Annotated in this window: 12 protein-coding genes; all 12 read left to right on the plus strand. The window is 50.4% G+C overall.

What is annotated here, in order from left to right; translation table 11 throughout:
* Positions 1 to 81 precede the first annotated feature (81 nt).
* The 12 genes from AC3WTP_RS01975 to AC3WTP_RS02030 all read left to right on the plus strand — a co-directional run bounded on the left by AC3WTP_RS01975 (position 82) and on the right by AC3WTP_RS02030 (position 14,415).
* Positions 82 to 279, plus strand: a complete 198-nt coding sequence (locus AC3WTP_RS01975) for a cold shock domain-containing protein (RefSeq protein WP_019424729.1) — start codon at positions 82 to 84, stop codon at positions 277 to 279.
* Between the two features lie 178 nt (positions 280 to 457).
* On the plus strand, positions 458 to 1,393 hold the full coding sequence (locus tag AC3WTP_RS01980) for a DUF2920 family protein (protein ID WP_492392890.1): 936 nt from the start codon (positions 458 to 460) through the stop codon (positions 1,391 to 1,393).
* Between the two features lie 134 nt (positions 1,394 to 1,527).
* On the plus strand, positions 1,528 to 2,076 hold the full coding sequence (hpf, locus tag AC3WTP_RS01985) for a ribosome hibernation-promoting factor, HPF/YfiA family (protein ID WP_492392891.1): 549 nt from the start codon (positions 1,528 to 1,530) through the stop codon (positions 2,074 to 2,076).
* 268 nt (positions 2,077 to 2,344) lie between these two features.
* Positions 2,345 to 4,852, plus strand: coding sequence for a preprotein translocase subunit SecA (gene secA / locus AC3WTP_RS01990; RefSeq protein WP_492392892.1), 2,508 nt, complete (start codon positions 2,345 to 2,347; stop codon positions 4,850 to 4,852).
* Between the two features lie 93 nt (positions 4,853 to 4,945).
* Positions 4,946 to 6,062, plus strand: a protein-coding gene (gene prfB, locus AC3WTP_RS01995; protein ID WP_492392893.1) for a peptide chain release factor 2 whose coding sequence is annotated in 2 segments (ribosomal slippage) — positions 4,946 to 5,017 and positions 5,019 to 6,062 — 1,116 coding nt in all. Because the reading frame shifts where the segments join, the coding sequence is not laid out codon by codon here.
* Between the two features lie 136 nt (positions 6,063 to 6,198).
* Positions 6,199 to 7,101 carry a YitT family protein gene (locus AC3WTP_RS02000; RefSeq protein WP_492392894.1) on the plus strand — a complete coding sequence of 301 codons (903 nt, stop codon included), beginning with the start codon at positions 6,199 to 6,201 and terminating at the stop codon, positions 7,099 to 7,101.
* A 350-nt stretch (positions 7,102 to 7,451) separates the two neighbouring features.
* Positions 7,452 to 8,504, plus strand: a complete 1,053-nt coding sequence (gene argC, locus AC3WTP_RS02005) for an N-acetyl-gamma-glutamyl-phosphate reductase (protein WP_492392895.1) — start codon at positions 7,452 to 7,454, stop codon at positions 8,502 to 8,504.
* Positions 8,505 to 8,631: 127 nt separating this feature from the next.
* Positions 8,632 to 9,846 carry a bifunctional ornithine acetyltransferase/N-acetylglutamate synthase gene (gene argJ / locus AC3WTP_RS02010; protein WP_492392964.1) on the plus strand — a complete coding sequence of 405 codons (1,215 nt, stop codon included), beginning with the start codon at positions 8,632 to 8,634 and terminating at the stop codon, positions 9,844 to 9,846.
* Between the two features lie 88 nt (positions 9,847 to 9,934).
* Positions 9,935 to 10,774, plus strand: coding sequence for an acetylglutamate kinase (argB, locus tag AC3WTP_RS02015; RefSeq protein ID WP_492392896.1), 840 nt, complete (start codon positions 9,935 to 9,937; stop codon positions 10,772 to 10,774).
* A gap of 107 nt (positions 10,775 to 10,881) precedes the next feature.
* A complete protein-coding gene (argD, locus tag AC3WTP_RS02020) occupies positions 10,882 to 12,087 on the plus strand; it encodes an acetylornithine transaminase (RefSeq protein WP_492392897.1) in 1,206 nt (401 codons plus the stop codon).
* Between the two features lie 57 nt (positions 12,088 to 12,144).
* Entirely contained in the window at positions 12,145 to 13,092 is a 948-nt protein-coding gene (argF, locus tag AC3WTP_RS02025; RefSeq protein ID WP_492392898.1) for an ornithine carbamoyltransferase, read from the plus strand.
* Between the two features lie 78 nt (positions 13,093 to 13,170).
* Positions 13,171 to 14,415 carry an argininosuccinate synthase gene (locus AC3WTP_RS02030; RefSeq protein ID WP_492392899.1) on the plus strand — a complete coding sequence of 415 codons (1,245 nt, stop codon included), beginning with the start codon at positions 13,171 to 13,173 and terminating at the stop codon, positions 14,413 to 14,415.
* Positions 14,416 to 14,421 lie beyond the last annotated feature (6 nt).

A 14,421-nucleotide genomic window follows, 5' to 3' on the forward strand; every position in this document is an offset into this window, starting at 1 on the left:
TGACACCGTTTCCACTGGGTGATATAGTCGAAATTGTGAGGGTCATCCTTACTGATTTGAAGATGAAGGGAATGTTAAGAGATGCAAGGTAAAGTTAAATGGTTTAACGCAGAGAAAGGCTATGGCTTCATCGAGACTGCAGAAGGTAACGATGTATTCGTTCACTTCTCCGCTATTCAAACTGACGGTTTCAAAACGTTGGAAGAAGGCCAAGCTGTTGAATTTGATATCGTGGAAGGCGCACGCGGACCACAAGCAGCTAACGTAATCAAATTGTAATTGTTACGGCAATCGCCGAATAATATATGATTTCGATTAGCTAACCCCCAGCATTGCTGGGGGTTTTTATTATGGTTTGGTTTCTAATGACGAACAGCATTATTGACGATATATAGACTAGTTATTTTATGAATTATAGCGCTATCATACTCTAACATCAGAGCACTAGGAGGATACAATGGCAGAACATTATAGATTATCAGCACCGGGTCATTGTAACATTTATACGAATACACCAAGAGAAATAGATATCGTCTATTCTTTGCCTAACAAAGGAGTAAATGAGGAGACGGGGGTCGTGTTATTAATCCCTGGATTCGGTGCTACTACAGAATCTAAAGTGTATCAGAAGATGAGAGATCAATTTGCGAATCAATACAATCTCATCGCAGTTCAATGTCATTACTTCGGGCAAGAGTTTATGCAACTGGATGTTCAAAAGGAGAATATTGAGAACTTTAACGATATGTCGTTTATGCAGGCCATAGATAATATTACAGCTGTGCTTACAGTTGTAGGAATACTTAAAGAGCAAAACCGTAATATAAATTACGGAAAAGTCATTGTACTCGGGCAGTCGCATGGATCATATTTAGCGTATCTGTGTAATGCATTTGCTCCAAGATTATTTACATTATTAATTGATAACTCTTCCTATTTATATCCTTTATATCTACTGTCAGATCGTATACTAACCACCGAGGATAAACAGATTAGATTTCATTATATCGCCGCAGACTTTCCACAAGAAAAAGAGGTATTTTATCTGCCTTCACTTTATAGGAAATTTAATAATGTATGTAGGATTGTAAGCTATAACGGTGACCAAGACCTTATGGTGCCCTCTGCAAGCAAGAAGAAGTTTTGCGAGCAGGTCGCTAACGTGGAGTTTAACCTAATTACGTTGGATGATGTAGATGGGATAGTATTTAAATCAAACACCCATGGACTAGGGGCGGATTTCCTCTTGTTATTTGAAAAAGTAATGTCTAATGTCAAATTCGAGAAGAAGAGATCAATTGAATTACCTAGAGTGGATATTAAGACGAGTGAGCATATATTTACTATTGATTATTCGAGTGGATTATTACAGTTTTCTGCTCTGATTTTATAATTCACCCTCTGTTTCCCCCCCTCCATCTCGGTTGTGAAAAATGTAAGTAATTGTACATAAATAAGTCTGGCTGACATTTTGAATTGAGGTGCCTGCCTGTGATATAATACAGGTAAGCAAAGGAGGAGTTCCTTATGAAATACAGCATTCGAGGTCAACAAATTGAAGTCACAGAAGCTCTTCGCGAATACGTTGAGAAAAAGCTTAGTAGACTAGAACGCTATTTCGAAACACCCCCGTCATCCGATGTGAACGTTACACTCAGTGTAACGCGCGACCTGCACAGTGTCGAAGTTACGATTCCTATGCCTGGCTTGATTCTTCGAGCAGAGGACCGCAGCAACGATATGTATGCATCCATCGACCTGGTGGTGGAGAAGCTGGAACGCCAGATTCGCAAGCATAAGACGAAGGTCAACCGCAAGATTCGCCAGCGTCAAGAAGGCGGCTTGAAGCAACTGTTTACAGAAGCAGCCCCTGTTGCTACTGTAGAGGATGAAGATGAGCTCGAGCTTGTGCGAACGAAACGGTTCACGTTGAAGCCAATGGATGTTGAGGAAGCGATCCTCCAGATGAATATGATCGGACATAATTTCTTCGTTTTCTCTAACGCGGAGACGAAGGAAGTCAATGTGGTATATCGCCGGAATGACGGACGATATGGCCTCATTGAACAAGGCTAAGAAACGGTAGCGGCCAACCGCCTGATATAGACGGTATTTAACGCCAATAATGAATTGAGCCTAATTCCACAACGGAATAGGCTCTTTTCACGTATAATAGATATTATAACTCATGATTATCGGTCGAAACGAGACTTGAGCGGTTGCGGCTCTCCCGTGAAACTGTTACAATTTATTGCAAACACGAGTCAACGGATAAGTTCTCCACCTTCATATAATGATGATGGTGACGACCACAACGATCTGTTTGGGGCGAAAGGGGTTAACCATGCTAGGACTTGTTAAAAAAATATTTGGCGATGTCAATGAGCGCGAAGTAAAGCGTATCATGAAGACCGTTGAGGTCATCAATGGCTTAGAGCCAGAATTCGTAAAATTAACTGATGAACAGCTCAAAGCGAAAACGGTAGAATTCCGCGAGCGCTTGGAGAAGGGAGATACTCTGGAACAACTGCTGCCTGAAGCATTTGCAACAGTGCGTGAAGCGTCTAAGCGTGTATTGAACAAGCGTCACTATGACGTTCAGCTGCTTGGCGGTATCGTTCTGCATGAAGGCAAGATCGCGGAGATGAAGACGGGTGAAGGGAAGACGTTGGTTGGTACCCTTCCGGTCTATTTGAACGCACTCGCAGGCAAGGGTGTTCATGTCGTCACAGTTAATGATTACTTGGCTACACGCGACAGTGAAGAGATGGGTCAGATCTATAACTTCCTCGGTATGGAAGTTGGCTTGAACCTTGCGGGCATGGATCCAGACGACAAGCAGCAAGCATATGCAGCCGATATCACGTATGGTACAAACAATGAGTTCGGCTTCGACTATCTGCGCGATAACATGGTGCTGTATAAGGAGCAGATGGTACAGCGTCCATTGACATATGCAATCATTGACGAAGTAGACTCCATTCTGGTAGATGAAGCGCGGACGCCGCTCATCATCTCTGGACAAGCAGCGAAGTCTACTGAAATGTACTTCGCGGCTGATCGTTTCATTAGACGCTTGGAGAAGGATGACTATACTGTAGATGTAAAGACACGCCAAGTTGCGCTGTCAGAGACAGGTGTATCGAAGGCTGAGAAGGCATTCGGTATCGAGAACCTGTTCGATGTGAATAATGTTACCTTGAACCACCACGTTCAACAAGCTTTGCGTGCGCATATGATTATGCGTCGTGATGTAGACTACGTCGTAACGGAAGGCGAAGTTGTTATCGTTGACGAGTTCACAGGCCGCATGATGGCAGGCCGCCGTTATAGTGACGGCTTGCACCAAGCGATCGAAGCGAAGGAAGAGCTGGATGTTCAGAATGAGAGCATGACGCTCGCGACGATTACATTCCAGAACTATTTCCGCATGTACCGCAAGCTTGCGGGTATGACAGGTACAGCGAAGACAGAGGAAGAAGAGTTCAAGAGCATCTATGGTCTTGAAGTTATTCAGATTCCAACGAACAAGCCGAACATTCGTAAAGACATACCGGATGTCGTCTACAAGACTGTTAATGCGAAGTTCCGCGCTGCTGTAGAAGAGATCGTGAAGCGTCACAAGACGAACCAGCCGGTACTCGTCGGTACGGTATCGATCGAGAACTCTGAGCTGTTGTCGGATATGCTGCGCAAGAAGGGCATCGCTCATAAAGTACTGAATGCGAAGTTCCACGCTGAAGAAGCGGAAATTATATCTCGTGCGGGTCAGCCGGGTTCGGTTACGATCGCGACCAACATGGCAGGCCGCGGTACGGACATCCTGCTCGGTGAAGGTGTGCCGGAAGTAGGCGGATTGCACATCATCGGTACAGAGCGCCACGAGAGCCGTCGGATTGACAACCAGCTGCGCGGACGTTCGGGACGTCAAGGCGACCCAGGATCGACACAGTTCTATCTGTCGCTTGACGACGAATTGATGCGCCGTTTCGGTGCGGATAACGTGCTTGGCATGATGGAGAAGCTTGGATTCGAAGAAGATCAGCCGATCGAATCGAAGCTGATCACGCGTGCGGTTGAATCGGCACAGAAACGCGTAGAAGGCAACAACTTCGACCTGCGCAAAGTCGTCCTGCAGTATGACGATGTGATGAACCAGCAGCGCGAGATCATCTATCGTCAGCGACGTGAAGTATTGGCCGCAGACAATATCCGCCAGATTGTTATGGATATGATCGAGCCTTGTATCGATCGAATCATTGATGCACACTGCAATGAGGAAGAAATTCCAGAAAACTGGGAATACGAAGAAGTTATTCAATATATGAATCGCCATTTGCTCGAAGAAGGTTCAGTATCGAAAAATGACCTCTGGGGCAAAGAGAAAGAAGAGATCAAGGAATACCTCTTCGACAAAGTCATGACGAAGTATATCGAACGCGAACAGCAGATGGGCGAAGAGCTCGTGCGCGAGTTCGAGAAAGTGATCGTGCTTCGTGCAGTCGATTCGAAGTGGATGGATCATATCGATGCGATGGATCATCTGCGTCAAGGTATTCACCTCCGCGCTTACGGCGGTACAGATCCGCTTCGCGAATATCAATTTGAAGGCTATGAGATGTTCCATGCGATGGTCGCAACGATCCAAGAAGAAGTGGCGACGTATATCATGAAAGCTCAGGTTCAACAGAAGGTGGAACGTCAAGCTGTTGTGGAAGAGAGCAAGATGTCCACTAACGCTGAGCCTGCGACGAAGAAGCCAGTGGTTAAGCAGGCTACGGTCGGTCGCAATGACCCTTGCCCATGCGGCAGCGGCAAGAAGTTCAAACAATGCCACGGTAAGGATGCATAAACTCTAACCGTGCATATGATATAAACATCGGGCGACCCTCGGGGCGCCCGATGTTGCTGTACAAGTGAACAATCTACTATAGAGGTGACTCAGATGATCGATCCAAGTGTACGTCATCAACTGCGTGAAGTCGCAGCGAAACTATTAAATCTTAGGGGGTCTCTTTGACTTAGACCTTAAGCTGGAACAGATAGCGGATTATGAAGAGAAGATGTCTGCTCCTAACTTCTGGGATGACAATGAGAAGGCTCAAGCCATAATTGCTGAATTGAATGGTGTTAAGAGTATTGTTGATCAATACCAGACGCTCAAGGAAGAGCAAGAAGAGATCGAGATGATGTGGGAACTTGCTGAGGAAGAGCAGGATGAGAGTCTTGCGGTGGAGATCACCGAGTCCGTGGAGAAGCTATTCGAGAAAGTAGAGAAGTATGAGCTTCAGCTTCTGCTTAGCGAAGAGTATGACAAGAATAACGCAATCCTTGAGCTGCATCCGGGAGCCGGCGGCACCGAGTCTCAAGACTGGGGCCAGATGCTGCTCCGTATGTATACACGCTGGGCGGAGAAGCGCGGGTTCAAGGTTGAAGTGCTAGACTACCTGCCTGGTGATGAGGCGGGTATTAAGAGTGTAACGCTGCTCATCAAGGGCTTCAATGCTTACGGCTATCTGAAGGCTGAGAAGGGTGTTCACCGTCTGGTGCGCATCTCGCCATTCGATGCTTCGGGTCGTCGACATACCTCTTTCGTATCCTGTGACGTGGTTCCAGAGATTACTGAGGATAGTGCAGTTGAGATTCGTACAGAGGACTTGCGAATTGATGTGTACCGAGCAAGCGGTGCAGGTGGACAGCATATCAATACTACGGACTCTGCCGTACGAATCACGCATATTCCAACTGGAGTAGTTGTGACTTGTCAGACAGAACGTTCGCAGATTAAGAACCGGGAACGTGCGATGACCCACTTGCGCTCCAAGCTCGTTGAGCTTAAGATTGAAGAGCAGGAGAAGCACCTTGCCGAGATTCGCGGCGAACAGATGGATATTGCATGGGGCAGTCAGATCCGCTCTTATGTATTTCATCCGTACAGCATGGTTAAAGATCATCGCACACAGAATGAGACTGGCAATGTCGGCGCCGTCATGGACGGCGATCTTGATTCGTTCATTGAAGCCTACTTACGCAGCCGTATACAGAAGCCTTCTGAACAATAAATATGCTGAGCTTGTAATGGACCTGCCACCGACATTGTCGGGGCAGGTTTTTTGATGTACTTGATCGCTGTAGCACAGCAGAGTAAGAGATTATCTATTATCGAGCATACTAAGTGTATATTAAAGGAGAGAAATCATGTCATCAACATCTCGCGTCCGGTTATCCAAGAAGAATCGCAGGAAGCCGCTAATACCTCCTAACCATCCCATAAATACGGTCATCGAATACGGCATGATCCTGATCGGGGCATTTATCATGGCGGTTACCTTCAATATGCTGCAACAGCCAAACAACATTGCTTCAGGCGGCATATCGGGGCTATCGATCATATTGGAAGAAACATTTGGCTGGAACCCAGCTATTACACAATATGCGTTCAACATTCCACTCTTTATCCTAGGCGTTTCGCTGCTAGGCAAGCAATACGGCATTCGGACGCTTGTTGGCTCAATCGCATTTCCTACCTTTATATATCTGACCGAGAATCTGCCTGCGGGAACGGATAATCAGCTATTAGCCGCCATCTTCGGCGGTATCGGGATTGGACTTGGTCTTGGGATTGTATTTCGTGGAAGAGGATCTACTGGCGGCAATGCGATTACAGCGCAATTGCTGCATACCTTCGTAGGGATCAGTTTGCCGCTTGCTGTCGCGATATGCGATGGTGTAATCATCCTGCTGGCGGGCTTCATGCTGTCATTTGAAGCGGCAATGTATGCCTTGATCGGGCTGTTCGTAATGAGCAAGACGCTGGACGTGGTACAGCTAGGATTCAGTTATACGAAGCTCGCTCATATCATAACGGATAAGAATGAGGAGATGAGCAACGCCATTCTTCATGACCTGGATCGAGGCTTGACGAAGCTGCATGCGGAAGGCGGGTATACAGGCGAGGGACGTCAGGTGCTGATGGTCGTCGTCGGACAAACGGAGATCGTAAAGCTCAAGAGCATCGTTCGCTCGGTCGATCCAACGGCCTTTGTCATCATAAGTGATGCGAATGAAGTATTGGGTGAAGGATTTAAAGTTCATTCGTAATATGCGATGAAAACAATAAAACCGATCATCACGCTAAGAAGAGCGGTGATCGGTTTTTTGGTGTTATCTTTTTTCTACTCATAGACTCATAAATCTTAAATTTCAACTATCTCACCCAATCTATAATTAACCCCATTTATGCATGAATATCGGTATAACTGAATAATTTGAGCTGAATAAACAAGGGATTCCCTAGTAGATTTAAAGGCGATTGTGTTTTTTTCATAAAGTGGTTGTATTATTATAAATACGATCGTATAATGATACATAAATTGTTTAAGAGGTTTGCAACTAAAACTTCTGATCGTGAACGGATGATCGTCATTATAGGGGGAAAAGGAGAATTCATCATGACATCTTCGACCATTCGAGTGGCTATCGTAGGCTCTACTGGATACGGTGGCGTTGAACTTATACGTTTATTGCAGCAGCATCCTCAGGTTCACATTACATCGGTAATCTCGTCATCGAGCGCAGGCATGCCGATTGCGGATTGGTTCCCGCACTTGAACCAGATCATGTTGGACACCTTGGATGGCGTAGACCCCCAGGTGATCAAGGAGAAGGCCGATATCGTATTTACGGCGACTCCCTCTGGTGTAAGTGCGAAGCTCGTTCCGCAGCTCTTGGCGGCAGGCCTTAAGGTCATTGACCTGTCCGGCGACTTCCGCTTGAAGGATGCGGAGGAGTATAAGCAGTGGTATAAGCACGACCCTGTTGATCCCGATACGCTGGAGCAAGCCGTATATGGCTTGTGTGAATGGTACGGGAGCGATGTGCAGGGAAAGAGCTTCATCTCGAACCCCGGGTGCTATGCAACCGCCGCGCTGCTTGGCCTGGCGCCTGCGCTGCAGGCAGGCTGGCTGGAATCGGACAGCATCATCATTGATGCGAAGTCCGGTGTATCCGGCGCTGGGCGGGGAGTGAACATGGGGGTTCATTTCTCTGAGGTAAACGAGAACTTCAAGGCTTATAAGATCAATAAGCATCAGCACACGCCAGAGATTGAGCAAGTGCTGAGTGATCTGACCGGCAAGCCGGTGACCGTGACGTTTACACCGCACCTTGTGCCGATGACGCGCGGCATCATGTGTACGATGTACGCGAAGCTGAACGGACAGTACACGGAACGCGACTTTGTACATTTATACAATGAAATGTATGAAGGCAGACGCTTCGTCCGTGTGCGACCGGAAGGGCACTGGCCGATGACGAAGGAAGTGACCGGCTCGAACTACTGCGACATCGGCTTTAATATCGATGAGCGAACGCAGCGCGTGACGATCATCTCGGTCATTGATAACGTCGTGAAGGGCGCGGCAGGGCAGGCGATTCAGAACCTGAACCTAATGATGGGCTGGGATGAGACGACGGGGTTGTTGTTCGTGCCCGTTTATCCATAATTGCGAGATTCAGTCATTATTCATATACGAAATAGATAGAGTAATAGATTACAAGATGAAGGGCGAGGAGTGCCTTATGAATAGCAAGCTGGCAGACGCTTCGAAGGAAGCGGCAGGCGGAACGCCAATGTTTCAAGTGACGGAAGGTTCCGTTACGACACCGCAAGGATTTCGGGCCGCAGGGTTGCACTGCGGCCTCAAGAAGACGACGCGCAACGATATCGGCGCGATCGTATGTGACGTGCCGGCAACGGCGGCGGCGGTCTACACGACCAACGCCTTCCAAGCCGCGCCGCTTGGCGTGACGCGCGCAAGCATCGCTGTGGAAGGCAAGCTGCAGGCGGTCGTGGTCAACAGCGGCAATGCCAATGCCTGCACGGGCAAGCAGGGCGAAGCTGACGCTTACCGTATGCGCTCTGCATTGGTGGAGCTGCTGGGCATCCAGCCGCATCTTGTTGCCGTAGCCTCTACAGGTGTTATCGGTGAAAACTTGAAAATGGATCGCGTCGAGAACGGCATATCCTCATTGCCTGCCAAGCTCACGAAGGAGCGGGACGGAGCGGAGCAGTTCAGTCAGGCGATCCTCACGACGGATCTCGTGAAGAAGGAAGTATGTGTAGTTGTTGAGATAGACGGCAAGCCGATCACGATCGCAGGAACTGCAAAGGGCTCGGGCATGATTCACCCGAACATGGCGACCATGTTGGCGTTCGTTACGACGGATGCGGCAGTGGAGCAAACGGCCCTGCAAGAGCTGCTAAAGCACACAACAGACAGCACATTTAACATGATCACCGTGGACGGTGATACGAGCACCAACGACATGCTCCTTGTTATGGCAAGCGGCTTTGCCAACAACGACACGCTCAATAAGCAGCACGAAGCATGGGAAGCTTTCGCAGCGGCATTCCACCATGTATGCGCAGCATTGGCGAAAGCCATAGCGCGCGATGGCGAAGGCGCGACGAAGCTGATCGAGGTTCGCGTATCGGGCGCTTCTACCGATCATTCCGCACATGTGATTGCAAAGAGCATCATTGGCTCAAGCTTGGTGAAATCGGCGGTATTTGGCGCTGATGCAAACTGGGGGCGGATTATCGCGGCGGTCGGTTACTCTGGCGAGCAGGTGCAGGTGGACACAGTCGACATTTCCGTTGGACCGATTGAAGTGCTCCGCCAATCCACACCAATAGCATTTGATGAGGAAGCAGCGCTTGCTTACTTAAAAGGAGACACGATTGTGTTCCACGTCAACTTGAATATGGCGAACGGGGAAGCAATCGCTTGGGGCTGTGATCTAACTTATGATTACGTCCGCATTAATGCGGCGTATCGAACATAGAGACTTGGCACAGGGGAGTGTAGTACGAAGCTGCCCTCCATGATCAACACATCCTACATCGCAGGAAAGAGAACAGGAGGAGAACCGAATGGGAAACGGGCGTTTAGTTATGAAATGCGGCGGCAGCACGCTTGCGGCCTTGCCGGATTCCTTCTATGAACAGCTCCGTGATGTGCAGGCTAGCGGGACCATGCCTGTCATCGTACACGGCGGCGGGCCTGCAATCTCGGGAACGCTTGAGAAGCTGGGAATCGAGACCGAATTCATCAACGGCCTGCGCAAGACAAGTGAAGAAGTGCTGGATGTTGTGGAAATGGTACTCGCAGGCAGCATGAATAAACAGATCGTGCGCAGGCTTACGCAGGCCGGAGCTGCTGCGATTGGGCTGTCGGGCACGGACGGCGCCATGATTCAGGCGCAACCGGTGGCGCAAGCCGCTGAGATCGGCTTCGTCGGGGATGTAACCCATGTGGATGCTTCATTGATTACAGGGGTAATCGAAATGGGTTACATCCCGGTTATCGCGCCGATCGGCATCGACGCCGCAGGTCAGCGCTATAACATTAACGCTGATACCGCCGCAGGCGCGGTTGCAGCTCACCTAGGCGCTGATCGGCTAATCGTCATCACCGATGTACCAGGAATTATGAAGTCGATAGATGGCGAGAAAACAGTGCTGCCAGTCATATCGACGGAAGATATCGAACAGATGATCACGGACGGAGACATATATGGCGGCATGATCCCCAAGGTTCGCGCCGCGATGCAGTGCATGGATGGAGGAGTAGCGGAGGTAGTCATCGCCCAAGGAACTGAGCCGGATGTGATGCGGCGCTTGGCTGCGGGCGAGCAGCTGGGAACACGAATCGTCAAGACGTACACAGCAGCGGCGGATACAACAGGAGCAGGAGCGGGTCATCGACGATAGATCACCGCACACTCTGTGGCTCAGACTCCAACGCACCATGGTGCGAATATACGACTGCGCTATCCACGCTCAAGCTGCGATATGCGCCAACAAAGGGGGATTACAGGATGTCCATGTCCAACTCGACAAATTCTAACGCAAGCGCCTTGTTTCCAACCTATGCGCGATATCCAATCGCGCTGGTGAAGGGTGAAGGAAGCCGGCTCTGGGATGATCAAGGCAAAGAATACATCGACTTTATGTGCGGACTCGCGGTTACGAACCTCGGCCATGCGCCGAAGCGGGTCGCAGACAAAATAAAAGCTCAGCTGGACACCCTCTGGCATGTGTCCAATCTGTTCCACATTCCGCAGCAGGAGGAAGCAGCGCAGCTGCTCACGCAGAACAGCTGTGCAGACGCAGTGTTCTTCTGCAATAGCGGCGCAGAAGCGAACGAAGCCGCGATCAAGCTGGCTCGCCGCTACAATCAGAAGATATTGGGCAATGATCGCTACGAGATCATCACCTTCCATCAATCGTTCCATGGCCGCACGCTCGCTACGCTGACCGCAACTGGGCAAGCCAAGGTGCAGGAAGGCTTTGCGCCACTTCCGGAAGGCTTCCGCTATGCTCCATTTAACGATGCAGAAGCTCTCGCATCAGCCATCGGTCCGCATACAGCGGCGATTATGCTGGAGATCGTGCAAGCGGAGGGCGGCGTGCATCTGATCGAGCCTGCATTTGCCGAAGCCGTGACACAATTGTGCAAAGAGCATAACTTGCTGCTCATTATCGATGAAGTACAGACAGGGATGGGTCGCACAGGCCGTTGGTTCGCGCATGAGCATTACGGGCTGAAGCCGGACATTTTCACAGTAGCCAAAGGCTTGGGCAGCGGATTCCCAGTAGGCGCGATGCTGGCGCAGGGTCATCTCCGCGAGGCGTTCGGTCCAGGAAGCCACGGCTCTACATTTGGCGGAACACCGCTCGCGATGGCAGCAGTGCTTGGCACACTCGAAACGCATATCGAAGAACAATTAGCAGCGCGCGCGGCTGATACCGGCACTTATTTGATAGCGCAGCTCCACGATAAGATCGGCCATCTGCCTATCGTAACCGAGATCCGCGGTACGGGACTTCTCATCGGCATCGAGTGCAAACAGCCCGTGGCTGAGTTCGTCTCGAAAGCTCAAGAAGACGGCTTGCTGTTCGTGACCGCAGGTCCGAATGTCATTCGCCTTCTGCCGAGCTTGCTCGTTACGAAAGAAGACATCGATCTGGCAGTGAATATGCTGCAGCATTTGCTGCAGGAAGCCACGATTCCGGTTTCATAACACCGGTATGATCACGCACGAAGAATACGACCGCACGACACGGAGGGGAATACCGACATGAACCTGAATCTTATTGAACAAATGAAAGGCCGCGACTTCATTGCGCTGGCTGATTATACACAAGAAGAATTGTATGCACTTATTCATTATGCGATCGAACTTAAGCGCAAGCAGAAGGCAGGGGACCCCGAGCAGCCGCTGAAGGGCAAGACACTGGCGATGGTATTTGAGAAATCATCCACCCGCACACGCGTTTCCTTTGAAGTCGGAATGTATCAGCTAGGCGGTTCAGCGCTGTTCTTGAGCAGCAACGATATCCAGATCGGGCGAGGTGAGCCGATTTCCGATACGGCGCAGGTACTGTCCCGCTATGTCGACGGCATTATGATCCGTACTTTCGGCCATAACACCGTAATTGATCTGGCTCGCAACGCGACCGTGCCCGTCATCAACGGACTGTCGGATTTCAATCATCCTTGTCAGGCGTTGGCGGATTACATGACCGTATATGAAATGAAAGGCAAGCTCGAAGGCCTCAAGATCGCGTACGTGGGCGACGGCAACAACATGGCTCATTCGCTCATGATGGGTGCGGCGAAGTTCGGTATGACGATCGCAGTTGCAACACCGGCGAACTATGCGCCGGATGCGGAATTCGTGAAGCAAGCGTACGAAGTCGCTGCGGAGAATGGCGCCAACATCATGTTGACGAACGATCCGAAGGAAGCGGTCAAGGACGCGGACGTCATTTATACAGACGTATGGGCAAGTATGGGCTTTGAAGCGGAGCAGAAGGCGCGCGAAGTCGCATTCGCGGATTACCAAGTGAATGAAGAGCTGGTCGGATTGGCAAAGCCGGATTACCTGTTCATGCACTGCCTGCCTGCGCATCGCGGTGAGGAAGTTAGCTCGGGCGTGATCGACGGACCGAATTCCGTCATTTTCGATGAGGCGGAGAATCGCCTGCATGCACAGAAAGCAATCATGGCAGCCTTGATGGCTTAATTAACCCCATTAACAGATAACACAACCCAGCGACATCGACGTACTGCGGGTGGCAGATTGGAAGGAGCGGAACTCATTATGGCTAAGAACAAGATCGTGCTGGCCTACTCGGGCGGTTTGGATACATCGGTTATTTTAAAATGGCTGAAGGAAACATACGACGCGGATATTATCACATTTACGGCGGATATTGGTCAGAAAGAAGAGCTTGACGGCTTGGAAGAGAAAGCCCTCGCAACAGGGGCAAGCAAAGCTTATATCGACAACCTGCAAGCAGAGTTTGCGAAGGATTTCATCTATCCGATGTTCCAAGCAGGCGCCCTCTATGAAGGGCAGTACCTGCTCGGCACGAGCATCGCGCGTCCGCTGATCGCGAAGCGCATGGTCGAGATCGCGCGCGCGGAAGGCGCCATGGCGATCGCGCACGGCGCGACAGGCAAAGGCAACGACCAAGTGCGCTTCGAACTGACGGCGGCTTCGCTCGCGCCGGAGATTCAAGTGATCGCGCCTTGGCGTTCCGAAGAGTTCCGCGCCCAGTTCCCAGGACGCGCGGAAATGATCGCCTATGCCGAAGCGCACGGAATCCCTGTGCAGGCTTCAGCGGCGAAGCCTTACTCCATGGACCGCAACCTGCTTCATATCAGCTACGAGAGCGGTGTGTTGGAGGACCCTTGGTTCGATCCGAGCGCGGATGAGAACAAAGGCATGTACCTCCTCAGCGTCTCGCCAGAGGATGCGCCGGATGCGGCGGAATACATTGAACTTACGTTCGAGCAAGGCAACTGTACGGCAATCAACGGCGAGTCCATGACACCGCTCGAAGTCATGGAACGCCTAAATGAACTAGGCGGTAAGCACGGCATCGGCCGCGTCGACATGGTCGAGAATCGCTTCGTAGGCATGAAGAGCCGCGGCGTATATGAGACGCCGGGCGGCACCATCCTCTTCACGGCCCATCGTAAGATGGAATCGCTCACGATGGACCGCGAAGTGATGCACTTGCGCGACTCGCTCATCACCAAGTACAGCACGCTCGTGTACAACGGCTTCTGGTTCGCACCGGAGCGCCTTGCGATTCAAGCGCTTGTGAACGAGAGCCAGAAGGGCGTCACAGGCGTGGTGCGCTTGAAGCTGTACAAGGGCAACATCATAGGCGCAGGCGTCCAAAGCCCGGTGAGCTTGTACAACCCGGATATCGCGACGATGGAAGCTGATCCAACTCAAGCTTACGATCAAAATGACGCTACAGGCTTCATCCACCTGAACGCGCTTCGCCTCAAAGTGGCTTCCGGCGTGCACGGTACCAAGGTTCACGGATTATAATCTCAT

This window comes from Paenibacillus sp. EB106-04-04-XG159 (assembly GCF_058791835.1).

Bases quoted from the DNA above. Each gene is read 5' to 3' on its own strand.
- argD (WP_492392897.1), top strand. From the start codon at position 10,882: ATGTCCATGTCCAACTCGACAAATTCTAACGCAAGCGCCTTGTTTCCA.
- AC3WTP_RS02030 (WP_492392899.1), top strand. From the start codon at position 13,171: ATGGCTAAGAACAAGATCGTGCTGGCCTACTCGGGCGGTTTGGATACA.
- hpf (WP_492392891.1), top strand. From the start codon at position 1,528: ATGAAATACAGCATTCGAGGTCAACAAATTGAAGTCACAGAAGCTCTT.
- AC3WTP_RS01980 (WP_492392890.1), top strand. From the start codon at position 458: ATGGCAGAACATTATAGATTATCAGCACCGGGTCATTGTAACATTTAT.
- argJ (WP_492392964.1), top strand. From the start codon at position 8,632: ATGTTTCAAGTGACGGAAGGTTCCGTTACGACACCGCAAGGATTTCGG.
- argB (WP_492392896.1), top strand. From the start codon at position 9,935: ATGGGAAACGGGCGTTTAGTTATGAAATGCGGCGGCAGCACGCTTGCG.
- AC3WTP_RS01975 (WP_019424729.1), top strand. From the start codon at position 82: ATGCAAGGTAAAGTTAAATGGTTTAACGCAGAGAAAGGCTATGGCTTC.
- argC (WP_492392895.1), top strand. From the start codon at position 7,452: ATGACATCTTCGACCATTCGAGTGGCTATCGTAGGCTCTACTGGATAC.
- secA (WP_492392892.1), top strand. From the start codon at position 2,345: ATGCTAGGACTTGTTAAAAAAATATTTGGCGATGTCAATGAGCGCGAA.
- AC3WTP_RS02000 (WP_492392894.1), top strand. From the start codon at position 6,199: ATGTCATCAACATCTCGCGTCCGGTTATCCAAGAAGAATCGCAGGAAG.
- argF (WP_492392898.1), top strand. From the start codon at position 12,145: ATGAACCTGAATCTTATTGAACAAATGAAAGGCCGCGACTTCATTGCG.